This is a genomic window from Fimbriimonadia bacterium, from assembly GCA_039961735.1.
Taxonomy (GTDB): Bacteria; Armatimonadota; Fimbriimonadia; order Fimbriimonadales; family JABRVX01; genus JABRVX01.
The window spans coordinates 53,132-77,012 of record JABRVX010000008.1 but is presented as its reverse complement, the minus strand read 5'-3'; the positions used below and the strand labels follow the sequence as shown (position 1 = coordinate 77,012).

The window sequence follows — 23,881 nt, the reverse complement described above, 5'->3', positions numbered from 1 at the left end:
CGGCTGTTCGGAGACATCGTAGACACTCCGCCCTGCTGAGGGGTCGCCAAAATCACCGGTATGGTGAACCACCTTGTCTGCACACGTTTGCCCGGTGCGCAGTGCAGAGCGACCAGTATGGGAGTCTTGCGGGTTCCTCTTCCGCAGAGACTGCAGAGGCATAGGAACCGCTTGTACAAGGGGCTATGGCACGAAGAGGGAGTCGGCGAGGTTGCCTTTATTAACCGCGATATTCCGATAACCGGTCGTGCCTGCGGACTTGCCTTCTACGTTTCGCACTTCGATGGTGGTCGGCAAGAACACATCTCCCCCCAGGTTCTTGATGTCACGGTGATAGAAGGTGGCGCGAAGCTTGCCCTCTTGGTTGTACCACTCGCGCTTGGTAATCACCTTCGTCTTCGGATCCACCCACACCCGGTGACGTGAGTTGTCATCCGGGTGCTTGTACTCGAGGTCGAACACCCACTCCCCGGTAGCTCGGTCTTCGCGGACGAACTTGCCCTTCATGAACTCCGCAACACCGGGGTCCACGATGCCGAAGTCCAGCATGCTTTGGCGTTTGCCCGGCGCGTCCTTCGTGTCCTCCGTGACCTTCTGCTTGAGCTGAGGGATGATGTAGGTCTTCTTCGTTCCGTTCAGGATGTAGGTGATTTTCGTGTTCGTGTACTCACCGTCCAGTCGGAGTTTGGAGGGCGACTTGTACTTCACCGACATCGAGGTGAAGCGGTATGCGACGTAGAAGTCGTTGTTGATCTTCCTCAGCTCCCCTCGATTCGCGCTGATGACGTAGGCCGTCATCGAGAGGTCCTTCAGCTTCGTCTGGATGATGTCCTCGAACGTGGGCGGCGCGGCAACCGCCAACACCAGCGCAGTCAAGATCCCCGTCATCGTATTCCCTCCATGCTTCCGGCGCGCGCTTCGGCGGCCCCGACGACCGCACGGGCCCGGCGGGTTGCCGTCTCCCGTCGAACCGCTATAGATTACTACGCTCCGTCCTCGTTCACGCTCCCGGAAGGCGCTCGTTCCCCGTAAGGCTTCCGGTGTGCGGCCCCGATGGGGCTCCGACAATGCAAGTGACAAAAACCCAATATGGGAGGTGACGGCGATGGATATCGCCATCTCTAGCGTGTCACCGTACCCGATCAGAGGCAACCCCTTGGAGGGTGCTGCGCCGAGTGCTCAGGGCTTCGGCGCGCTGCTCCGAGGGGGAGATTCCTCGCCTCCGAGCGGAGCGGAGACACTCAGGGCCGGACCCTCGGACGAACCTGTCAAGGGAGGCCAAGAGACCGGAGGAGACGTCTTCGGTACCAGTCAGGGCACCGCAGTGCAGCCTCTCCTCCCCAGCGTACCGCATGCATCTGGACAGATGCAGCCACCTATCCCGGAGATCCAGGGCACATCAGATACTGGGCTCTCGGACGGGAGCGAGGAGCCGCATCCCGCTATGCAGCCGCTGGGAGGCGGCGGGATCAAACACCATAAGGCTCTCGTGGTGGCGGCGGGCATCGGCGGGGGCTTCGAGGGCATTCACCCATTGACCACCGGCGCAGACGACATAGGACCGGGCACCATCCAAGGCTCCCTGGGCCCTGGTGATCGTGGTGTTCAGCGAACCGACGCGGATGTCGTGGCCTTCCGCATGACACCACCGGAGGAAGGCTCTTCCACGGACTTGCTTGTGAAGGGCGGTCTCGAGCAACCCTCAGGCGGAGGCAGCGGACATGGCGACTCCGACGTTGGATCCGTCCACCGTGATACCCACATACGACCTTCCGAGCCTCCCGACTCGGATGCCGACCTACTGCAGCCGCCAGGTAACAGGCAAACACTGGACAGTGCGACGCACCAGGTCGGCTCGGGCGAAGTGCAGCGGTTCAAAGCAAAGGTCGTCGCCGCTGCGGTGCTCGATAAGCCAAATCCCGAGTCGGGCGGCGGACTGCTCGAGCGTGCGTCCGGGGGGCCTGATCGCGTCGAACCGACGGTCGGCTCCGGTGCAACCCAACACCGGTCGAGGGTCCTTGGTAGGCCCGTGGACGACACGGCATTCGAGCGAGCGCGGCAAGAGGGCGTCGAGCCAGCGGTGCGCGGCGAGAACACGAGAGTGCCCGAAGACCGCCCGGACACCGGGGTGCAGCGGCACAAGGCCACCGTCGTGGCTGCGGGTGTCGAGCCGCCTGAGGATGGGCACGCGCTCGATGGCCCCTCGAGCCCGACTGAGCCACGGCAAACTGCGAGTTCTCAGCGTGCGGCTCCGATGGAAGCCAACGGCGGTACGGTGAAGCCGACCGCCTACGGAGTTCGTGTCCTGCCCAACCAAGTGACCCTGCCTGAGGTTACCGACGTCGGGCAGAGCGCGTGGCGTGATGTCACTGTCAACCGGGCACCTGCGGGCGTAGAGCAAGCTCACACCAGCGTACGGCCGGCCGCGGTGGCAACGGGGGTTGCAGCCTACGGTGGGAGCGAGGTGCGCGTGCCTGCGCAGCCCTTTCCCCGTCTCGACTTTCGGTTCTGAGGCAGTCGTCAGCCGCATCGCCGAGACGGTGGAGCGGCTGAGGGACGCGGTGCCCGCGAGGACGGTGACGCTTCGGCTGGACCCGCCCGAGATGGGAACGATTGACGTGACGGTGAGAGCGCGCGGTCGATCCGTGGACACGACCTTGGTGACCCAACACGATTGGGTCAGGCAGGTGGTCGAGATGAACAAGCCGCAGTTGGAGAGCCAACTGAATCAGCGGGGGCTCGACTTGGGAGCCTTCGACGTCTCGTCGCAAGCTCGCGCGCACGATCAGGGAGCGAATCGGCCCCAGTCCGACAGCGGATTGGCTGTTTCCAGCCTCAGGCTCGAGGCGGATGGGATGAGCGAGAACGAACCGATCAGGCCCGCAACGACCTCGCTCTACTCTCGCCACGTGGACCTAGAGGCATGAGAGAGGACGACGCACGATGACCATCAATGGCGTGAGTACCGCCACGGGAGTCGGCTCCCTAGGCGGGCAGAAGAAGGAACTGGACCAGGAGGCATTCCTGCAGATCCTCGTGACCCAGCTCAGCGGGCAGAACCCGTTCGAGCCGGTCAGCGACAAGGAGCTGTTCCAGCAGCTCGCGACGCTCACCAGCGTGCAGGGCATCAACGAGCTTCGGCATACGATGGCCTTGACGCGAGCGCAGGGAATGCTGGGGCACCAGATTGACTTCTACGACAGTTACGGTGAGCAGCGGTCGGGAGTAGTGTCCAAGATTGTGTTCTCCGGCAGCGGAGTGATGCTGGATGTGGATGGCCTGCTCGTCTCGCCCGACAGAGTGATCCAGGACTACGGCCCTCCGAAGTGAGGACCGAGTGACCGATCAAGCATACGAGGAAGCAACGACATGCCTGAGATCGAGAAGGTAATCGGCCCGCTACAACCGACCGGAACGCCGAGCACGAGTGGTCGCACGCAGGCCCGTGGAGCGGACTTCCAGGAGGTCTTGCGCCAACAGCTTCGGTTGTCGGGGCACGCACAGACCCGTCTTCGCGGTCGGGGGATAGACCTCACCGAAGGTGACTGGGCCCGCGTGACGGATGGAGTGGATCGGGCTGCGGCCAAAGGGGCCAGGGAGTCGCTGATACTCGTGGACGACGTGGCGCTGGTGGTGAGCGTGCGCAACCGCACCGTAATCACCGCCGTGGACAAGGACAACCTGAAAGAAAACGTGTTCACTAACATAGACAGCGCAGTAATCGTGTAGCGGGTACGAGAGGCTGGACCGTTAGGGCCGACAACGTCCCTGCGGGGGTCTCCATAACCACGCAAGCCTTTAGACGATTGCGCGCTGAAGCGGAGGAAACGAACAGTGCTTCAAGCGCTCTTGGCCGGAGTGGCCAGTATCAAGGCTCAGCAGACACGCATGAACGTCATCGGGAACAACCTGGCGAACGTGAACACCACGTCGTTCAAGAGCTCCAGGGTGACGTTCCAGGACATGCTATCCCAGACCGTGAGGGGCGCGTTGAGACCCAGCGCGAGCCTGGGAGGGAAAAACCCCGTTCAGTTCGGCCTCGGGGTGATCGTGGCCGGCACGGCGAGCACGCAAGACCAAGGCAGCCTGCAGGCGACTAATCGCCCGACGGACATCGCGATCGAGGGTGCAGGGTTCTTCATGCTCAGCAACGGGGAGCGTGTTTCCTACACCCGAGACGGGAGCTTCGACTTCGATGCAACCGGCTCGCTCGTTCATAGGGGAACCGGTGAGCGCGTGCTCGGTTGGAGCGCGAACTCGGCGGGCGTCGTAGACACCACGACCCCCATCTCGCCATCGAGCCACATCACCATCCCCATCGGACAGGTCAGTGCGGTTAGGCAGACCACGACCGTGGACTATACGGGCAACCTTTCTGCAACTGCGGAAGCCACGGACACCTGGACTGCGTCGGTGCGCATCTACGACTCGCTTGGTCAGTCACACGTCATCGACCTGGTGTTCAGCAACAGGCAGTCGCCCGCTGCCGGGAGCGCTCCCTCGGGGGCCGTTGCTTCGTTCGAGTGGGCGGCCTACGAGAACGGCACGTTGGTTTCGGACTTCAGCTCTTCGGGCAACTCCAGGCTGTATTTCGACTCGAACGGTGCCATGGTGCTCGACCCAACGAATGGTGTGCCGCTGGCTCAGACCCTAAGCCTGACGCCGACGAACGGTGCAGCACCCATGAACGTCTCGCTCAATCTCCGCAGCATAACCTCGCTCGCTACGGCGATGCAGGTGCAGGCGACCAACCAAGATGGTTTCCCTCCGGGCTCGTTGGCAGGCTTCAGCATAGACAACCTGGGAGCCGTCACCGGGATCTTCACGAACGGCCTGACGCGACGGTTGGGGCAGTTGGCTCTGGCCATCTTCCCGAACCCCGCCGGTATGGAACGGACGGGACAGAACCTGTTGAGAGACACGGACAACTCGGGGCTTGCCGTAGTGGGCACCGCGGGCACCAACGGACGCGGGACACTCCACGCTGGCTTCTTGGAGCAGTCGAACGTGGACATCGGTAACGAGTTCACCGAAATGATCGTCACGCAGAGAGGCTTCCAGGCCAACACGCGGGTGGTCACCACGGTGGACGAAATGATGCAGGAGCTTCTGGCGATGAAGCGGTAGGACGCGCGGCCGGGCGGGCCGCCGCAAGGCGGCCCGCCCGCTAAGTTCGACGTCGCACATTCAGGCAGAGGAGGACATGGGACATGGCAGACGAGGAAGTCAAGGAAACCACGGAAGCATCCGGAGCGTCGGAAGCTCGACCCGATCCGAAGTCGAAGGGGAAGGAATCCAAAGCCAAGGCTGGCAAGAAGAAGGGCATCCCCAAAATTGCAGTGATCGGGCTGTTGATCCTCGTGCTCGCGGGTGGAGGCTTCGTCGCGTCCAAGAAGCTGATGGGTGGCAAAGAGAAGGCGCCGGAGGCTCTCAAAGAGGGCAAGATCGTGGCTCTGGACGAGTTCCTTGTCAACCTTGCCGACGGAGGCACCTTCTTCAAGTGCCAGATCTCTCTCGGGATCGTAGAAGGCGCACCGGAGAAGCTGGTCGAGGAGCATATGGCTGCCGTTCGGGACACCATCATCATGATCCTGACCGCAAAGCAGCCCGAGGAAATCGGTACGCCCGAAGGCAAACTGAAGCTAAAGCGCGAGCTGCTAGATGGCCTGAACCGCCTGTTGGGCGAGAAGACCGGCCAGGGACACGCCGATAATACCCACGGGAAACACCCCCCGGACGGGGGTGAAGCACCCGGCGGCGATGCCGCGTCTGGCGAGGCTGGAGGAAAACGGGACGGCGGGGAGCACGCCGGCCCCGGACCGGTGATGAACATCTACTTCACCGCGTTCGCGACCTCCTAACCTCCGCCGAGGCGCCCGATGCCGCTCGGGGAGGTTGGGCGACTTGTCGGAGATTCTGTCTCAGGCCGAGATCGAGGTTCTGCTCAAGGAGCTGCAGGGAGACGCGGCCGGCGGTGAGACCGCCGGGGCATCGGACACGCCTGCAGCTCCCGCGGATGCGCCAGTCTCCTCCCGTATCCCGGCCCCGGGCTTTGGGAATCAGGGCGGAAAGACCATCGCCTACGAGGTCTACGACTTCCGGAGGCCCGACAAGTTCTCGAAAGAGCAGCTAAGGACCCTCCAGATGCTCCACGAGACCTTTGCCCGCCTTGCCAGCTCGGCGCTCTCGGCCTACCTTCGGAGCCCGGTGCAAGTGGAGCTGATCTCGCTGGAACAGGTCCCCTATGAGGAATACCTGTTATCCATCAATCGCTCCGTATTCACCATCATCAGCCTGCCTCCGCTGACGGGCCAGGCGGTGATGGAAATAGAGTTCTCGCTGGTGTTCGCCATACTCGACCGTATGTTAGGTGGCACGGGCAAGAGCTTCGACCGCTCGACCCTGACCGACATTGAGCGGCCTCTGGTAACTCAGGTGCTGGAGCGATTCTTCCAGGCTCTCAAATCGTCATGGGAGAGCATAGTGATGCTGAGCCCCGGTGTCGAGGGGATGGAAACGAGCACTCAGTTCGTGCAGGTCGCACCTCCCAATGACATCGTGATCACCATTCTTTTTGAGGTGCGGGTAGGCAACCAAAGAGGGGCGATGAGCCTCTGTATCCCTTACCTGGTGCTAAAACCGATCACTCAAAAGCTGAACGCCCAAAAATGGTTCTCAGCAGGTGAGCGGCGGGGCAATAGCACCACTCGTGCCATCTGGGGAGCGCACATCGGCAAAGTCGGCGTCCCCTGCGCGGTTCGACTAGGCAGTGCGCGCATACTCGTGCGGGACTTCATTGCGCTTAACGCAGGCGACGTGCTGAAGCTGGACCGCGAGACCGATCAAGACATGGATTTCACGGTCGGCAACATCGTGAAGTTCTACGGAAGGCCGGCGACTTCGGGACGGAAGCTGCTATTCACCATCTCAGGACGGGCAACCGAGTAGGAAGAGGACTGTGGCATATAATCTGAGCGATTACCTCGATCGGTTCACTGCACTTCAGTCTCCGGTCTGGCAGACCGTATCCCTTACGGTCTCCGCGCAGGCCGGTGGCACGATCAGCTTCGAGACGCCGCTCATCACAGCGAGCTCGCCCCCAGAGTTGTTCACCGAACTCCAAGGCCCTGCGATCGTGGTGCAGTTCCAGTTTGCGGACACTCCGGACAACTCGCAGGTGGTGCTGTTCCCGCCGGATTCGGCACTGGAGTTCACCTCCGCCCTGCTCGACAGGAGCTTGGAGGAGATGTCGGACGATGTAGTGCAGGAGATCCGGCCCACCCTGGAGGCCATCGTCCAGGGGCTGTGCCTGGGGATCAGCCAGCTACGCAACGAGCCTTTCGTCGCCGGCGGCGTCACGGTACGGTATCAGGTCTTCGCGTTCCCGCCCAACCTTCAGGCCGCTGACCACATCGTGCGGACGGCCATTACCTGGCGCACCGAAGGGGCACAAGGAAGCCTGACCTGGCTGTTGGATGACACGACGCTGGAGGCCATCGCACCGGTTGGAGGCGATGTCCACCAGCAGTCGGCACCAGTCGGGGAGCCGGTGTATGCCACTGCCGGAAGCTCGGCGCTCGCGCCGCAGCCCGTTCCTCAGCTCGACCCGAGCATCGAGATACTCCTCGACGTGCCTCTCGATGTCACCGTGGAGCTTGGGCGCGTGCGAATGCTGGCGAAGGAAGTGATGGAACTGGCAACCGGTTCCATCGTAGAGCTGGACCGCGCCGCAGGCGAACCCGTGGACGTGTTAGTAAATGGCCGCGCCGTGGCTCGAGGCGAGGTGGTAGTGATCGAGGACAACTTCGGCGTTCGTGTTACCGAGATACTGAGCCCTATCGATCGGCTGAAGAGGCTGGGTGACCGAGAATGATTCGAACCGTCGCGCTGGTACTGACACTCATGCCGCTCGCCCTCGCTGGGCAGTCGGCGCCGAACGCCGGTGGAGACGTGCTCTCGCAGACGCGGCCCGAGATGAACTCGGTACCAAGTAAGGCGCAGGACGGCATCGGCTGGTGGAGCCTGGTTCAGATGGGACTGGCGGTCACGGCAGTCGTGGTAGGTGTGCGCTGGGCGCTGCCCAGGGTGCTGAAGCCTAGGCGACTCGGTGCCAAGTCGGACGGAGACTTGTTGCGTGTGATCGAGACTCAGCACGTTGGGCCCGCGGGCATCCACGTCATCGAGGCGTGCGGGCGCAAGTTCTTGATTGGAGCCACGCCGTCCAGCGTAGAACTGCTGACGGAGTTGGATGAAGGCGAACAGCGGCCTTTCGCGGAGCATCTGGAAGGCATGGACATTCGGGAGAGGGTCTCGACGGCTGCGGCCCGCCTCGAAAGCCTGATCTCCGAGTAGACGACGAGCGACCGCCCCCAAGGACGCGGGGTGCAGACCAAGCGGTCATGGAACGACCGTGAGGAGAGACGATTGCGCCTACGGGTCCTAAGAGCACGTGGCGGGATGCCACGCTTCATACTGGTCTTGGCGCTGGCCGCTGCGGCATGCGTGGTTGCAGCCCAGGATCTACCCATGCCCAAGCTGAGCATTGGGATGGACAAAGCATCTCAGCCAGAAGACGTAGCGGTGACTGTCAAACTTCTCGTGATGCTCACCGTGCTGTCCCTGGCGCCGGCGATCTTGATCATGACAACTGCGTTCTCGCGCATCGTTATCGTCCTCAGCTTCCTGCGCAGCGCGCTCGGAACCCAGAACATACCACCCAACCAGCTAGTCATAGGCCTCAGCCTGTTCCTCACCTTCTTCGTTATGTCACCTACGTACGACCGAGTGAACCGCGAAGCCATCCAACCTTATATGCAGAAGAGCATCACGTTCGACCAAGCGATCCACCGGGCGCAGGTGCCGGTGAAAGAGTTCATGCTGCGCCAGACCTATGCGAAAGACCTGAAGCTCTTCCTGGACCTCAGGAAAGAGCCTGCCCCAAAGGGTAGCGGCGACCTTTCGCTGTTGACACTGATACCTGCCTTCATCGTTAGCGAGATGAAAACTGCGTTCATCATCGGCTTCTACATCTACGTGCCGTTTCTAGTAGTGGACTTGGTGGTGGCGAGCACCCTGATGAGCATGGGCATGATGATGATGCCTCCAGTGGTTGTCTCGTTGCCTGCCAAAGTATTGGTGTTTCTTCTGGCGGATGGCTGGACCGTGCTAATACAGACTCTCATCGCGGGGTTCCGATAGGGGGCAGGTATGACGGAAGGCGCCGCACTCGATATCGGCCGAAACGCACTGCTAGTGGCCATGATGCTCAGCATGCCCATCCTAGCTGCGGGACTAGTGGTAGGCCTGACGATCAGCGTGTTACAGGCCATAACTCAGGTCCAAGAGATGACACTGAGCTACGTGCCTAAGATCATCGCGGTGGTGATCGTGCTCGCGATCTTCGGCGGGTGGATGCTGAATAAGATCGTTACCTTCACGGTACAGACCTTCTCGAACATCCCTATCAACGCCCCATGATCCTGGACGAACGACTCGGATATGCCTTCCTGCTGCTATTCGTACGCACCGGTGCGCTGTTAGTCGCGACTCCGGTATTCGGTGGCTTTGGTATTCCGGCGCGCGTTCGCGTGGGCCTGGGACTGATGGTAGCGATAGCACTGGCCCCGACACTACGCCCATGGATCGGGACGATGCCGGACGACTTCCTGAGCTTCATCGGCGCGATGGCAAAGGAAGCTGCGATAGGCTTGATGATCGGGTCACTACTCCAAGTGGTTCTGCTCGCTGCACAGACGGCAGGACAGTTCATAGACCTGCAGATCGGCTTCGCAATCATGCGCTTGCTCAATCCACCAGGCGGATTCCCTGTGTCGGTTCTGGGCCAGCTCAAGGGCTACATGGCGATGACACTGTTCCTCGTGGTGAACGGGCACCACCTAGTGTTCAAGTCCCTGGCTGCGAGTTACTACTATACGCCTGCGGTCGGCATGGCGCATCTCGAGACGATGCAAGCAGTGGTGGTGGATACCACCTATCGTCTCTTCCTGCTTGCCTTGCAGATCGCTGCGCCGGCGGCAACCGTAGCATTCATCACCGATGCGTCACTGGCTGCCGTCTCTCGCGCCGTCCCACAGGTCAACGTACTGATCGTAGGCTTCCCGGCGAAGATACTACTCGGGCTACTCGGCGTGATGGTGGGTATGCCGGTCCTGCTGTGGGGAGTCCGCGAGTCGCTGCAACTCAGCTCGGACGCCATCGCACGGCTTCTTTTGCCGACGGGAGGACCATAGTTGCCAGAACAGGCTGCCGGCGAACGCACCGAGGAAGCGACACCAAAGCGTCGTAGGGAAGCCCGCCGACGCGGCATGGTGGCACGCTCCCCGGAGCTGTCTTCGGCAGTCACGTTCCTCGCCTTCGTGTTGCTCTTTCCACTGTTAGGTTCGCCGCTCGTTCAGGCGCTGCTCGATTGCGCACGGGCATCCATCGCGTCTGCCCAGCCGTCACCGGTCACGTTGGGTGAGATTCTCTCGCGCATTCTCCCTGCTATCGCTCCAGTACTCTTAGCACTCGCCCCCCTCATGCTGATAGGTGTTACGTTCGGTGTGACTGTCAACCTATTGCAGGTCGGGTTCATAGTTTCGGGCGAATCGCTCAACCCGCAGTTCGACCGACTGAACCCCATCAACGGACTCAAGCGCATGTTCAGCATGAGGGCCGGCGTCGAAGGGCTCAAGGCGGTAGTGAAGACAGGACTAATAGGCTACATCGCCTTCACTACCATCCGCGGACAGATGGACGTGTTGCAGGGTATCGGATCGCTGGAGCCGATGGTGGCAGTGAGTGTGGTCGCAGGTATCGTGTCCTCGGTCCTGCTGCGTGTTGGCGTGTTGTGGCTGATACTGGCGGTGTTCGACTACTGGTTCCAGCGAAAGCAGATGGACAAGCAGCTGATGATGACTAAGGACGAGGTGAAGCGTGAGCTGCGGGAGATGGAGCAGGGCCCAGAACTGAAAATGGCATTGGCGCGCCGGCGAGCGCAACTGGCGAGACAGCGCATGATGCAGGCGGTCAAGACTGCCGATGCTGTCGTGACAAACCCGACGCATTACGCCGTGGCGCTGAAGTACGAGGCTGCTAGTATGTCGGCCCCCCAAGTGGTAGCGAAAGGCCTGGACCTGATGGCTATGCGAATCCGCGACGAGGCGCGGAAGTGGGGCGTACCGATCATCCCGAACCCGCCACTCGCACAATCCCTGTACAAGCTGTGCGAAGTGGGCGACACGGTGCCGTCGTCGCTGTTCGAGGCGGTAGCCGAGGTAATCGCGTACGTGATGAACCGCAAGCGCCGACGCCGTGTCTCGTAGTCCTCGCCCGCAGCCGATCCCGCTGCTGTAGGACCTGCAGCAGAAACTTGCCGGCTCTCGGTTGACGTGGAACTCTCTCGGGGGTAGAATCCCCCCTCGGACAGGTGGAAGGGCCAAGCGGCTGCCCTGGGACCTAGGGTGGCACATTGCTCCCCGAATGCCGGCACGCCGACCAGTCGGACCCGCCATGGCCTCTGACGCTGAGGTTGTGGCCGCCGGAGTCCGAATGTGGAAAGAGGTAGTGGTCGCCGACCAGCGGGCGGCCCGATTGACGCTCCTCGGTAGCTCAGTTGGTAGAGCAGCTGACTGTTAATCAGCGGGTCCGTGGTTCGAGTCCACGCCGAGGAGCCAAAATTCAATCCGCTGATTTCAGCGGTTCTTGTTTAACGCAAGACCCCGTGGGGTGATCTCCTCGGGGTCTCGTCGTTTCCGGCGTGCCCACGCCGACTTACGCCCGCCCGCACATTTACCCTGATTCTCCGTTTCGAAGCCCGCAGTCCGGGGGCCGGGTGCAACCCTGGGGGTTGCGGGCGCTCACCGAAAATGTCCTTTCCGAATTCTCCCGTTCTCCGTTTTTCGAATCGCCTTGTTTAACAGCCCGGTTGCATCCGGGCACACAAGCGCGCGTCGTGGCTCGCATGTCCAATCTCGAGCCAATCCCCGACCGGCTTCCGAATAAGGGCACAGGCGCGCCCTGGGGCCCCGTGTACGGGGAGCTTCTGACCTTCGACGACCCCGGAACCCGCCTTCCGGCCATTGACCGGCTGGAGGGGTTTCACCCCGGCGGTCCCTGCCTCTACCGCCGTGTTCTGGTCCCTGTCCGGACAAAGGAAACCGTGCTCCAAACCTGGCTCTATGTGGTGGGGGATCGCTGGACCGGAGGCTTCAAAGATCTATCCGGGGGAATTTGGCGCTAAAAACCCGGTAGTTGGTCGCCGTCTGGAGCCATGTACGCAGCAGATTCCCGGCATTCCAGCAGTTTGTCCTTGACTGGAATGGACAGGTTTCGTATACTTGTGTCTGGTTTGGTTGGCATACATAGGCAGTGATTCTGACAACTGACGAGAGGATTGAAATGGCCGCTGAAGAACGCTGGGTTGGCGTCGATGATGTGGCCGCCCACCTTGGGGTGGCCAAGGACTCGGTTTATAGATGGATCGATGAACGGGGGCTCCCTGCTCACCGTGTGGGACGGCTCTTTCGTTTCAAGCTATCCGAAATAGACGAGTGGGTGCGCCAAGACAACGAGCGAGAGAAGACTCCAAGTTCCGTCCAAAGCCGACCCTCCTCGAAAACCCAGACGAATCGCTCAACAGCAAAGACACGTTCACGGAAGAGGGGCGGGAATGAGTAGCAGTCTGCTCACATCTCAGATAGGGCAGCGGATATCCCTTCCCGGACATTTCGATGTTCCCGTGGTCCTGGAGGATGCACGACCGCTCGGTTCTGATGATTCGGCAGGCTATGAGTGTCGCGTTCGTCTTCCCGACGGCTCATTGGAAGAGGCCATCATCTCCGCGGAAGAGGTCGTGGCTGTCCTTGGAAAGGAGCCTGACGAAGCCAAAGCAGAAACTCCTGTGGACGCCGAGAAGCTTCGACTCCTGATCGAGTCGGCCCGAGTCCGTCTGGCTTACGCGCATGACCAACAGTTTGCCGTAAGTCTTTCAGGCATCCGCACCCTGCCGCATCAGATCGAAGCAGTGTACCAAGCGATGCTTCCGCAGCCCAGGTTGCGGTTTCTGCTGGCGGATGATCCTGGAGCCGGCAAGACGATCATGGCCGGTCTTCTGGTAAAGGAGCTGAAACTTCGCGAGGCGATTGAGCGCATTCTTATCCTGTGCCCCGCTCCGCTCACCATACAGTGGCAGGACGAGATGCTTCGCTGGTTCGGCGAGCCTTTCGACATTGTCTTTTCCGCTGTCGACCAACAACAATTGACCAATCCATGGCAGAGATCTTCACAGATCATCGCTTCCATTGACTACGCCAAGCAAGATGACGTGCGCGAGCGCGTCTGGCAACAGCGGTGGGACCTCGTCATCATCGACGAAGCCCACAAGTGTTCGGCCAGGACAGCCTCAGGCGGACAGAATCGAGAATCCAAGGTTGCGACAACGAAGCGCTATGATCTGGCGTCGCGTCTCACGTCCCAAGCAGACCATGTCCTCCTCCTGACTGCCACACCCCACCATGGGGATGAAGACAAGTTCGCGCATTTCCTTCGGCTCATTGATCCGGACCTTTTTCCCGAACCACACCGCCTCGGAAAACGGGCCACCGCAATCCGCAAAGACGTTTTCCGCCTCGGCAAGGATTCTCCGTGGTCTCTCCGGAGGCTGAAAGAAGACCTTAAGGACGCGAATGGGAAACGGCTCTTCCCGGACCGGCATACCAACACCGTCACTTTTTGCCTGAACAACGACGAGTACACCCTTTACAAGAGCGTCACCGCTTACATCAACGAGTTTATCCCTCAGCAGACCGGGCAAAGACGTTCCTCCGCGGCGCTGACCCGAACTGTCCTGCAACGCAGGTTGGTGAGCTCCACCTGCGCCATTCACGAGTCGATCAAGCGGCGGTTGAAAAAGCAGGAAGATCTCCTGGAAGAGCTTGAGGGGCTCACTCCGGCCCAGCGCGCCAAACGGCTGGCGGCTTTGCAGGGCCGCCTGCCTGATGCAGAGCAGGACGAAGACGATCTCGACGATGCGGTACGTGATCAATTGGTCGATGAGTACACTGCCGCGCTGGAACTTGAACAGTTGCGCGCAGAAATCTCCGCCCTTAAGGAGCTCGTCGAGCAGGCGCGAAGGGTTCGTGAAAACGCGAACGATTCCAAACTGGCCGCATTGAAGAAGTGCCTCGGCGAGGCGCAGTTCATGGACCTGAAGGATGGCCGGGGAAAGCTCCTGATCTTCACGGAACACCGGGATACCCTCGGCTATGTGCGCGATCATCTTGAACGATGGGGTTTCAGTACCTGCGAAATCCACGGCGGCATGAACCCCCATGAACGCAAGCGGACTCAGGAGATTTTTAGAACCGGGGCGCAGGTATGCATCGCAACGGAGGCCGCTGGCGAAGGCATCAACCTCCAGTTCTGCCACCTGATGATCAACTATGACATGCCCTGGAACCCGACCCGGCTGGAACAGCGCCTGGGCCGTATTCATCGCATCGGTCAGGACCGGGACGTTTACGCTTTCAACTTCGTGGCCACGGACTCCGAGGACGGACAGCCCATCGTTGAAGGCCGGATTCTCCACCGCCTTCTGGAAAAGCTGGACCAGATGAACGAGGCCCTCGAAGGCCGCGTTTTCGACGTGATCGGCGAAGTGCTGTCGCTGAACGACGTAAACCTCCCCGACATGCTTCGAGATGCGGCCTATGATCCCCGGCGGCTCGATGAGTATCTCGATCAAATTGATCGCATCGATCCGGCCAAGCTCAAAGAATACGAGGAAGCAACGGGCATTGCGCTTGCACGCAGCCACGTGGATTTTTCAGCATTCCAGCGCCGGAACCTCGAGGTCGAAGAGCGTCGGCTCATGCCTCGCTATGTGGAAGCGCAGTTCGTCGCTGCTGCCCGGGAAGTGGGCCTTCGGATCGAGCCGAGAGCCGACGGGTTGTGGCGCGTCGAGCACGTCCTTGCGGATCTTCGCTCTGAACGTCTACGCTCTGTCCAAAAGGTCGGGAAAGCAGAATCGTCCTACCGAAAGATTACCTTCCACAAACACCACCTTGAACAGGACGCCCACGTTGACGCTGTACTGATGGGGCCGGGACATCCGCTCTATGCAGCGGTGGACGAGAAACTGGGCGAGCGGCTTGCGGGGATCATCGGCGGTGTCGGTTTCTTCGTTGATCCACTGTGCAGAGAGCCCTATCGAATTCATTTTTTCGAGATATCGATCCGTGGCAAGGACTCGAAAGGGAACGACGTGCCGCTTTACGGCGAGCTGGTGGCCGTTCGGGAGGAGCGCGGACATTACGAAGTCATCCCAAGCGACATCCTGCTCAACCTTGCGGCGCATCCGCATCCGCCGCAGAAGATCGAACCGACTCCCACGCAGGCGGCTTCCGATTTTCTAAAAGCGACCTACCAGCTCGAGTGCCGCGCCCGTTGTCAGAGCGAGCGGCAGCATTTCGCACGGGTTTGCCGGGAATACCTGGAAAAGTCGTTCAAGGCCCGGATTGACCGCGCCCAAGAGCGGGCCATGATGCTTGCCGCCGAAGCAGTGACCAAACCTGAGTTTAAACTTGCTGCGGACGAGGCCAGGAAATATGTAGATGAGCTTCAGCGCGCACGCCAGGAACGCCTCGACGGTTTAAAACGGCTTGAGATTGCCAGAACTGGACCGGTCAAGCACGTGGGGACGGCCTTTGTCCTCGCCCCCGATGCCGACACGCAGGCCCAACTCGCCGATCTGGCCGACGAACTCGATCCGGATATCCGCCGGCAGAGCGAGATCGCCGCAGAAGACAAGGTCATTGAAGCGCTGGTCGCGGAAGGCTTCCCCGAGGATCGCATCGAGCGCGTGGGACACCTGAAACTCGGATTCGACATCCGCGCGCACAAGATTGCCGATGAAGCCACCGGCGAGGTCTTCGTCAAGAGAGTCGAGGTCAAAGGACGCCTGCGAGGGCAGCCGGTAAGGCTTACCACGAACGAGTGGTACAAGGCCCAGCAGCTTGCCGAGACGTATTGGCTTTATGTGGTATGGGACCCCCTGGGCGATTCGCCTGAACTTGTGCGCATCCACAATCCTGTTGCCAAGCTCGATCACGCCAAGAGGGAGATCGTGGCGGCGAGGTTCTATGAAATCCCTGCTGAGGCCATAACTCAGTGTGGAGACTGCCAAAGGTGAGAATATGCCGATAACCGCCGCTCAAAAAGCACAAGCCGAACAGCGCCAGTGGGCCGCAGCAAGGGACGGTGCACCACGTATCCCAGCACGCCAATCATGCTGGATGATTGGGAACAGACCAATGTTTATGACAGAGAATTCGCCGGGAGTCTGGGATGTACTCCGTCCCGAGCCGCCGAGATCAGACTTGCCCACGACGCACAATGGCAGACTCTGAATCCGCAATACGTGAACCAGGCGCAAATAACTCCTGCCGAGGTTCAAGGATTCAACGCATTTCATCCGGCTCGGACCAACCTGTATTGCTGTGTGCTTCCCGGCGAGGTTATCTACAAGTGCGTAGACGCACTTCAGCAAGGCGCATTGCAGCCAAATCAATTACCGCAAATCGACCATTTGATCGTTGACGAATTCCAGGACCTTAATGCGTGCGACCAGGAATTCGTGCGCTTGTTGTCTGCGAACAATACAGTCTTGTTTGTCGCCGGAGACGACGACCAGAGTATCTATTCGTTCCGTCATGCCAATCCAGACGGCATCGTCCAGTTTCAAACCGCCTACCCGGCATCCGCCACACATGTGTTGACAGACTGCTTCCGATGCACTCCGGCAGTTCTCGGCCCGGCCAGCCGACTGATCACCTACAACTCGAATCGAGTTGCCAAGAACCTTACGTCGCTCTATGGCGCTGCCACGCCGCCAGTTCAGGGCCGTAATGATGGTTTGGTCTTTCCAGACCGCACAGGAGGAGGCTCGCGCCGTTGCCCAATCTTGTCAGGCGCTGATCAACGCCGGCATGGCTGGGCGGGAAGACGAAATTCTCATTTTGATATCCAATCGTCGGGTCCAACTCGACATGCTGGCCCAGGAACTTGGCAACCTCGGTCTTCCCTATGATCCTCCGCGAGGTGCGGCGCTCACAAATGAATATGAGGCCATCAGGGCAGTCTATTCGATTCTCCGGATCGCCAAGGACAATTCAACCGGTGAAGAAGACTACCCGGCGCATCGGGACCTGCTTGAGGTTCTCTCCGGTGTCGGAAGCGCCACGGCAAAGGGCGTCGCGGATGCCTGCATTTCCAACAACCAGAACTTTCGCCAACTCTTTTACCTCCCTGCATGCCCGACGTGGTTTTCTGGGCGATGCCCCTCCGCAGTTCAGCGTGTCATGGCAACCGTTCAAACGATTAGAACGTGGAACATGAGCGATACCTTGGCCGCTCGGAGCGGCGACATCACGGCTATCCTCTCATCGCGGGTGTTCACATCCGGGCGCGATGCTGCCAATAGCCTGTCGATATGGAATACCCTGATGGGCTCGTTTCCGGTCCAGATGACACTTGAGGAGCTTCTTCAGTTTCTTGCGGCGGACAGCGAATCCGATCAGCAGGCCATCCTTGACTTGGTAAATCAACGAATTGGTGGCGCACAACCTCAAACTCAAGAACCCGTTCAGAAACGCATCAGGATTCTGACCATGCATGGAGCCAAAGGACTCAGCGGGAAGGTTGTGTTCATACCGGGGGCGGAACAAGGCCTCATGCCGAACTTCAGGGCCTTGCAGGCCACCGGGCTGCTCATTGAACAGCGACGTCTGTTTTACGTGTCCGTCACCCGGGCTATGGCGTGCTGCATCGCGTCCCACGTCGCCCAGCATTCGGGTGCCCAAGCGATGGCTTTGACTCAAAGGTCTGTTGCGCGCCTGACGCGCTCGCAGTTTCTGAACGAGATGGGTGTTCCAAGCGTGACACGCATCTCCGGGTTGAGCCAGGCTGAAGCGGCGGCAATAGTAGCGGAGGTGAACAACTTATGAACGACCGTAGATTGATAGAAGACTTTCTGCCGATCCAGGCCATCAGCGCCGAGGCGTCGCGGGAGAAATCCGTCCGCAAGGGGCACATTTCGACCCTTCACCTCTGGTGGGCGCGGCGGCCCTTGGTGGCGTGTCGCGCCGCGGTGTATGGCGCGCTTGTCCCGGCGTCGCGGTTCATCCCGGAGAACGGGCCGGACAACAAGAAGCAGAGTCTGGGCAGGGCCAATGCGGCCAAGTTCATCGAGCGGCTCTGTAAGTATCCTGGCAGCCCTACCGTCATCAAGGAAGCCCAGCGGCATATTCTCGAAGCCCACGCCGAGCGGCTGACCGAAGAGACCGGCAAGAAGGTCACCGTCGAGGACATCGAAGAAGGCCGCGCCCCTCGTCCCAAGGTGCTCGACATGTTCGCCGGTGGTGGGGCCATCCCTCTGGAAGCCCTACGCCTGGGTTGTGAAGCTTACGCCCTCGACCTCAACCCAGTGGCGCACATCATCCAACTCTGCACCTTGGTCTATCCGCAGAAGTACGGAAAGCCCGACCCGAGCGCGCGCGGCATGACCGGGCCGAAGAATGCGAAGGGTGAGACGACCTGGGGCGGGTTGGCCGGGGAAGTCCGGTACTGGGGGAACTGGGTGCTCGAGAAGGTCAAGGCCGAGATCGGCGATTTGTATCCGCTCATACCCGATCCCAAATATAAAGGGAACAGGCCGGCGGTCCAGTCAGAAATGTGGCAATCTTCAGACAAGGAAAGCATCCCTCCCGGATACCTCATGCCGGTTGCCTATCTCTGGACGCGGACCGTCCGCTGCAAAAACCCTTCGTGCGGGGCTACTGTGCCATTGGCCAAACAAACCTGGCTTTGCAAGAAGAAGGAGAACTACGTCGCCCTGAGGCTTGTGGCTCCCAAGGGAGAAAAGCGCGTTCGATTCGAAGTCGTGGAGTCAACATCCGAACGTGGTCTTGGTTTCGACCCCGCCGCAGGTTCGAAGGGCGGTAATGCGACATGTCCGTTTTGCGGCACCGTGGCCGACAGCGCTTACGTCAAGACCGAAGGATGCGCTAAGCGCATGGGGCAACAAATCATGACCATTGGATGTATTAGACCAGGGCATCGAGGAAAGGTGTTTCTTTCAGCCGACGACGTGGGAGGAGCACAGCCCGATGAGAGTTCGATCCAAGAACGTATCGCGGATATTTGTTCACGCACGGGGCTTTCGATACCAAGCGAACCGATAGTGACCGACGCCAAGAATAGTAACTGGACGTCCTTGTATGGTCTTGTCACATTTGGTGACCTATTCACTTCTCGTCAATTGCTGTACCTGCTTACGCTTGCGTCATGTGTTCGCCAAGCCCATGCGGAGATGATTTCTTCGAGTTGTGAGGCCGAGCGGGCACGAGCAGTCGCAAGCTATTTAGGCATTCTCCTGGACCGTCAGGCTGACTACGATAGTACTGTCTGTGTATGGGAGTCTGGGGGGCAGTTCATCAAGAGCACTTTCGCGCAAAAAGGGCTTCCTCTTGTTTGGGATTTTGTTGAGCTCGCTCCTTTCGGTGATGCATCTGGTTCCCCGCAAGGCGCGCTTGTCTGGATAATCGGCGTGATCGATGCGTTATCCGCCACGGGGAGCCCGGCCAGTGTTGTGCGCGGTTCCGCGATGAATCTACCTTGGCCAGATAGATCACTCGACGCCGTTGTTTCAGATCCTCCCTATTACGACAATGTGCCATACGCGGACATCTCAGACTTCTTTTTTGTATGGCTCAAGCGTACTGTGGGGCATCTGTATTCAGAGCACTTCTCGACAGAAGGAACGCCCAAGAAGGCTGAGGCAGTGGCTGATGCGGTTCGTCATGACGGCGACAAAAGAAAAGCGAAACGCGCATATGAAGCGATGATGGAAGTGACCTTCGGCGAATCATGCCGGGTGCTGAAGGCGCACGGCATGATGGTGATTGTATATGCCCACAAGACAACTTTGGGCTGGGCTACATTGGTTGACGCGCTTCGAAGGGCTGGCTTCACCGTCACGGAAGCTTGGCCGTTCGATACTGAGCGACCAGGTCGAGTTCGAGCAATCGCATCGGCGGCACTCGCCTCCAGCATCTTCCTTGTCGCCCGCAAACGGGAAGGTGCATTGACCGGCTCTTATGAGGACGAAGTACGGTCCGAGCTCGATAAGATCGTCCGAGAGCGGGTCGATTCGCTCTGGAAGATGGGCATCACCGGCGCGGACCTGGTCATTGCCGCGGTAGGTGCAGGGCTCCGCGCCTTCACCAAATTTGCCCGCGTGGAGTACGCAAACGGCGAGGAGGTCCCGGCCGAGAAGTTTCTGGCCGAGGTGGAAGGGGTCGTGCTGGAGACGCTTCTCGAAAAGATCTTCGGGGTAACAGGAAGCGGCGTTGCCGCGGTGGACGGGCCCAGCCGGTTTTACGTGCTCTGGCGCTACGCTTATAAGGCGGCCGAGATGGACGCTGGCGAGGCCATCGTTTTCACCTACGGCCAGAATGTAGAGCTGGACGGCCAGAACGGCCTTTCGTCCGGAAGCCGCGCGCTGGTCGAAAAAAAGAAGGGCAAATACCGGCTGCGAGATTTCGCCGAACGGGGAGACGACGAAAAATTGGGCATGCCCAAGGATGACGGCACGTCTGCCCCACTTATTGATACCCTGCATCGTATCCTCTGGCTTGTGGAAAACGAACCCCGCAAGCTGAATGACTTCCTCGACGAGGCGAGGCCGGACCGGGAGCGTCTGCGCCTGGTGGCTCAAGCCTTGGCCGGAACGGCGTTGGCCGGCAGGAAGGACGACGGACCCGAGCATGCTGTGGCGACCACTCCGGCGGAATCCGCCGCGCTCAAGAAACTCGTCGCCAACTGGCGGGCGCTCATCGACCAACGGCTGTCGGATGTAGATTCCAAAACCGGTCAGATGCGCATGCAATTCGATGGAGACAGACAATGAGCACGCACCACTTTCGTCCCTGGACCGACCTGGTCAAGCTCCATCCTGATGTGGAAGCGGGGGCGCTTACCGAGGCGGTGTTCGCCATCGATCTCGGAGCCATCGCCGCCAATGATCCCAATGTTCCCGTGGTCAACCGGGACCCGGAGGCCTTCTTCCGGGCGACATATCTCACGGCCGATCTGCGGAAGCTCCTGGACGAAGTGCTGGCCTCCCTTTCCGGCAAGTCCGGTTACAACCGGGTATTGAAACTCCGGGTGCCTTTCGGCGGGGGAAAGTCGCACACCCTGGCGTCGCTGTTCCATGCCGCGCGAAAGCGAGATGCGCTGGACGGCATCCCTGAGGCTAAGGAATTCGCCCGGCCCGGCAATGTGGCAGTGGCGGTTTTCGACGGCGAGAAGTTCGATGCCCGTAACGGCAAGACGCTGGAAGACGGCCGCACGATCCAGACCATGTGGGGCTGGATCGCCTGGCAGATCGACCCCGAAAAGGCCTTTCCCCTGGTGGCCGACCACGACAAGGATCGCGTGGCCCCGGGCGGGGATGTGATTCGCGATCTGCTCACCAAGGGGGCTGGCGGCAGGCCGGTTCTGATCCTCCTCGACGAAGTGCTCAAATACATGGAGCGCTCCGCTGCGGTCAGCGTCCTTGATTCGACGCTCCAGCGCCAGGCCAAGGATTTCTTCCAGAACCTGACCGTCGAGGTGGCCGGGAGCGAGAAGGCGGCGCTCGTCTATTCCCTGACCTGGAGCGCCAGGGAGGCCCTGGGCAACGTGGGACTGCTTGCCGAGATCGACAAACTCGCATCTCGGGTGGACCAACTTAGGGAACCTGTCTCAGGGGATGAGGTCCTTCCGATCCTTCAGCGGCGTCTTCTTGGCGGCGCTCCCGACGCTTCCTCAGCAACTGAAGTTTCCACGGCATATCAGGACGTCGTGACCGGCATGCAGCGGGCTCATGCCGAAACCCCCTCCGAGCGCCAGCAGGCCGAGGAGGAAGGCCGTCTGCTGCGTGATCGGATGCGGGCGGCGTATCCATTCCATCCTGCGCTCATTGACATCATGAGGGAACGCTGGACCGCGGTGGATGCCTTCCAGAGGACACGCGGCGCGCTGCGGTTCCTTGCCTCCTGCATGCATTCCCTCAAGAAGAACGGCGGGGCCAAGGCGCTTCTCGGGCCCGGAGACGTGCCGGTGAAGGACGTGGATGTCCGAGTGAAGATGCTCAAAGAGCTCGGGGTACAGAACGACTACGACCCGGTCATCACGGCGGACATCGACGGTCCAAACGCCCGGGCAAAACGCATCGACGACCGGATGGCGCGCGAGACCCCCGCGCTTGCCAGCGTGAAGCCAGCCACGCGTATCGCCACGGCAATCCTTCTTTACTCGTTCGGCGGACTCCGGCGAGAGGGCTCGGGCAACGACGAGACACTGCCGCCCGGCGTTACGGAAAACGAACTGCTTGCGGCCTGCGTCGGCCCCGACCTGGACAACATCACGGCCACCGCCGTCTTATCCGAGCTTCGCAACACATGCCTGTACCTGCATTACGACGGTGTCCGGTACTGCTTCAAGAAGGACCCGAATGTCACCAAGTTGATCGAGGACGCGGAGCAGACCGTTGCCCGCGAGGATTCTCAGGCTCGTGGTCACGGCCCGGTCCGAAGCCAGATCAAGGAGATGCTGGATACCCGCCTAGCCGGACACCACACGGCCATCGTCTGGCCGGCAAAGAGTCAGGACATCCCCGACGAGGACCCCCGTTTTCTCGTTGCCTACCTGCCCCTTGAGTTTGCTGCCGAGGGCAAGTCGGAGCAGGAACGTCAGGCCAAGGAGTACCTGACCAAATACGGGGATCGTCCCCGGCGATTCCGCAACGGGCTGGGACTCGCGATACCGGAAAAGAAACAAATCGAGGCTTTGCGGCGTGCCGTCCGGTATCTCTTGGCCATCGACCGTGTGGAAGCCAAGAAGCAGCAACTTCGGCTCACCAAGGACCAGCTTGATCAACTCCGGGAGAGGAAACGCACCGAGCAGGCTGCCGCCGAGTCATGCTTCCGGGAGCTTTACACGGCCGCGTGGTTGCCTCGGGTTCAGGATGGCGAGTTGGAAATAGAGAAAGTGGAACGGGGCGGGCGACCGCTTCAGGCGACCGGCGTCCACGAGCGGATCATGGAACTTCTCACCAGCGTGGGAACGCCGCGCATTCACGGATCGGTGACGCCGCGGAAAATCGCCGAGCGAGTGCGGCTCGGCGAACGCTTAAGCGAGGGTGAGCCGCCGCTCATGGGCATCAAGGCGTCCGATGTGCTTGAATCGTTCTTCCGAGATATTGCGCCGCCCCGGTTGGAATCCGCATCCGTCCTGCGCAAAGGCATCGCTCGCGGTGTATCGGAAAGCGTCTTCGCGTATGTAAGCGGGGGCAGCCCTGTTCTTGGTCCTGATGGAAGATATCAGATCAATCGCGACAAGGTGATTTTCGGCCGCTCCATTGCCGATGACGAGGTCGATTTCGATTCCGGCTTTCTCATGATGCCGGCAGCCGTCCCGGAAGCCCCGGCGGTCCAACCCGCAGGCGTTTTCCCTGGCGATACAGGCGCACCTCCTCCACCGAGCATCCGAGAGGGCCCGGCCGGAATTGATGTGGCAACCAGTACTGGACCTGTCACGACGGGCACGGATGCCGCCGGTCGGAAGAAACGGGTCGCTTTTGCCTTCGAAGCCACCAGAGAACAGGTCTTCAAGGCATTCCCTGCCATCGCAAACCTGGCCGATAAATCCGACGGGGGCAGGGTGCGCATCCGCGTCGAGGGTTCGTCGGCTGCCGGCTTCGATCCATCCTGGCTGCGCAACGCCGTGGACGAACCGCTTGACGAAGCAGACATCGAGCGGACTGCGGAGGAATGAACGAAGA

The 23,881-nt window shown here is 60.4% G+C and carries 21 protein-coding genes and 1 tRNA gene; 21 read left to right on the top strand and 1 reads right to left on the bottom strand.

Annotated elements, in window-relative coordinates:
- Positions 1–183: 183 nt before the first annotated feature.
- Positions 184–888 carry an outer membrane lipoprotein-sorting protein gene (locus tag HRF45_03155; GenBank protein ID MEP0765525.1) on the bottom strand — a complete coding sequence of 235 codons (705 nt, stop codon included), beginning with the start codon at positions 886–888 and terminating at the stop codon, positions 184–186.
- Between the two features lie 217 nt (positions 889–1,105).
- On the opposite strand from HRF45_03155, the gene HRF45_03150 reads away from it, so the two are divergent.
- The 21 genes from HRF45_03150 (at position 1,106) to HRF45_03050 (ending at position 23,874) form a co-directional block, all read left to right on the top strand.
- Positions 1,106–2,512 carry a hypothetical protein gene (locus HRF45_03150; protein ID MEP0765524.1) on the top strand — a complete coding sequence of 469 codons (1,407 nt, stop codon included), beginning with the start codon at positions 1,106–1,108 and terminating at the stop codon, positions 2,510–2,512.
- Complete coding sequence (locus tag HRF45_03145) at positions 2,454–2,927, top strand: flagellar hook-length control protein FliK (protein MEP0765523.1); 474 nt, start codon at positions 2,454–2,456, stop codon at positions 2,925–2,927. The genes HRF45_03150 and HRF45_03145 overlap by 59 nt, the downstream gene beginning before the upstream one ends.
- Positions 2,928–2,943: 16 nt before the next feature.
- Entirely contained in the window at positions 2,944–3,330 is a 387-nt protein-coding gene (locus HRF45_03140; protein ID MEP0765522.1) for a hypothetical protein, read from the top strand.
- 39 nt (positions 3,331–3,369) lie between these two features.
- Positions 3,370–3,729 (top strand): hypothetical protein, encoded by a 360-nt coding sequence (locus HRF45_03135; protein MEP0765521.1) that lies wholly within the window; start codon positions 3,370–3,372, stop codon positions 3,727–3,729.
- Positions 3,730–3,834: 105 nt separating this feature from the next.
- Positions 3,835–5,127 carry a flagellar hook protein FlgE gene (locus HRF45_03130; protein MEP0765520.1) on the top strand — a complete coding sequence of 431 codons (1,293 nt, stop codon included), beginning with the start codon at positions 3,835–3,837 and terminating at the stop codon, positions 5,125–5,127.
- 83 nt (positions 5,128–5,210) lie between these two features.
- Entirely contained in the window at positions 5,211–5,861 is a 651-nt protein-coding gene (locus HRF45_03125) for a flagellar basal body-associated FliL family protein (GenBank protein ID MEP0765519.1), read from the top strand.
- Positions 5,862–5,904: 43 nt separating this feature from the next.
- Positions 5,905–6,948, top strand: coding sequence for a flagellar motor switch protein FliM (gene fliM, locus HRF45_03120; protein MEP0765518.1), 1,044 nt, complete (start codon positions 5,905–5,907; stop codon positions 6,946–6,948).
- A 298-nt stretch (positions 6,949–7,246) separates the two neighbouring features.
- Positions 7,247–7,873: a flagellar motor switch protein FliN gene (gene fliN, locus HRF45_03115; protein MEP0765517.1), complete on the top strand. Its 627-nt coding sequence runs from the start codon at positions 7,247–7,249 to the stop codon at positions 7,871–7,873.
- Entirely contained in the window at positions 7,870–8,352 is a 483-nt protein-coding gene (locus tag HRF45_03110; protein MEP0765516.1) for a flagellar biosynthetic protein FliO, read from the top strand. The genes fliN and HRF45_03110 overlap by 4 nt, the downstream gene beginning before the upstream one ends.
- Positions 8,353–8,457: 105 nt before the next feature.
- Positions 8,458–9,198: a flagellar type III secretion system pore protein FliP gene (fliP, locus tag HRF45_03105; protein ID MEP0765515.1), complete on the top strand. Its 741-nt coding sequence runs from the start codon at positions 8,458–8,460 to the stop codon at positions 9,196–9,198.
- Positions 9,199–9,207: 9 nt separating this feature from the next.
- Positions 9,208–9,477 (top strand): flagellar biosynthesis protein FliQ, encoded by a 270-nt coding sequence (fliQ, locus tag HRF45_03100; GenBank protein MEP0765514.1) that lies wholly within the window; start codon positions 9,208–9,210, stop codon positions 9,475–9,477.
- Positions 9,474–10,250 carry a flagellar biosynthetic protein FliR gene (gene fliR / locus HRF45_03095; GenBank protein ID MEP0765513.1) on the top strand — a complete coding sequence of 259 codons (777 nt, stop codon included), beginning with the start codon at positions 9,474–9,476 and terminating at the stop codon, positions 10,248–10,250. The genes fliQ and fliR overlap by 4 nt, the downstream gene beginning before the upstream one ends.
- Positions 10,251–11,324, top strand: a complete 1,074-nt coding sequence (gene flhB, locus HRF45_03090; protein MEP0765512.1) for a flagellar biosynthesis protein FlhB — start codon at positions 10,251–10,253, stop codon at positions 11,322–11,324. It abuts the gene before it with no gap.
- Positions 11,325–11,599: 275 nt separating this feature from the next.
- Positions 11,600–11,675, top strand: a tRNA-Asn gene (locus tag HRF45_03085).
- Between the two features lie 287 nt (positions 11,676–11,962).
- On the top strand, positions 11,963–12,241 hold the full coding sequence (locus tag HRF45_03080; GenBank protein MEP0765511.1) for a gamma-glutamylcyclotransferase: 279 nt from the start codon (positions 11,963–11,965) through the stop codon (positions 12,239–12,241).
- 158 nt (positions 12,242–12,399) lie between these two features.
- Positions 12,400–12,678, top strand: coding sequence for a helix-turn-helix domain-containing protein (locus HRF45_03075; protein MEP0765510.1), 279 nt, complete (start codon positions 12,400–12,402; stop codon positions 12,676–12,678).
- Positions 12,671–16,189 (top strand): DUF3883 domain-containing protein, encoded by a 3,519-nt coding sequence (locus tag HRF45_03070; GenBank protein MEP0765509.1) that lies wholly within the window; start codon positions 12,671–12,673, stop codon positions 16,187–16,189. The genes HRF45_03075 and HRF45_03070 overlap by 8 nt, the downstream gene beginning before the upstream one ends.
- 48 nt (positions 16,190–16,237) lie before the next feature.
- Positions 16,238–17,086: an ATP-dependent helicase gene (locus tag HRF45_03065; protein ID MEP0765508.1), complete on the top strand. Its 849-nt coding sequence runs from the start codon at positions 16,238–16,240 to the stop codon at positions 17,084–17,086.
- The gene (locus tag HRF45_03060) at positions 17,046–18,002 is read left to right on the top strand and encodes an ATP-dependent helicase (GenBank protein MEP0765507.1); all 957 of its coding nucleotides are present in this window, start codon (positions 17,046–17,048) and stop codon (positions 18,000–18,002) included. The genes HRF45_03065 and HRF45_03060 overlap by 41 nt, the downstream gene beginning before the upstream one ends.
- Positions 17,999–20,965 (top strand): DUF1156 domain-containing protein, encoded by a 2,967-nt coding sequence (locus HRF45_03055; GenBank protein ID MEP0765506.1) that lies wholly within the window; start codon positions 17,999–18,001, stop codon positions 20,963–20,965. Before HRF45_03060 ends, HRF45_03055 begins: the two co-directional genes overlap by 4 nt.
- On the top strand, positions 20,962–23,874 hold the full coding sequence (locus HRF45_03050; protein ID MEP0765505.1) for an ATP-binding protein: 2,913 nt from the start codon (positions 20,962–20,964) through the stop codon (positions 23,872–23,874). Before HRF45_03055 ends, HRF45_03050 begins: the two co-directional genes overlap by 4 nt.
- Positions 23,875–23,881 lie beyond the last annotated feature (7 nt).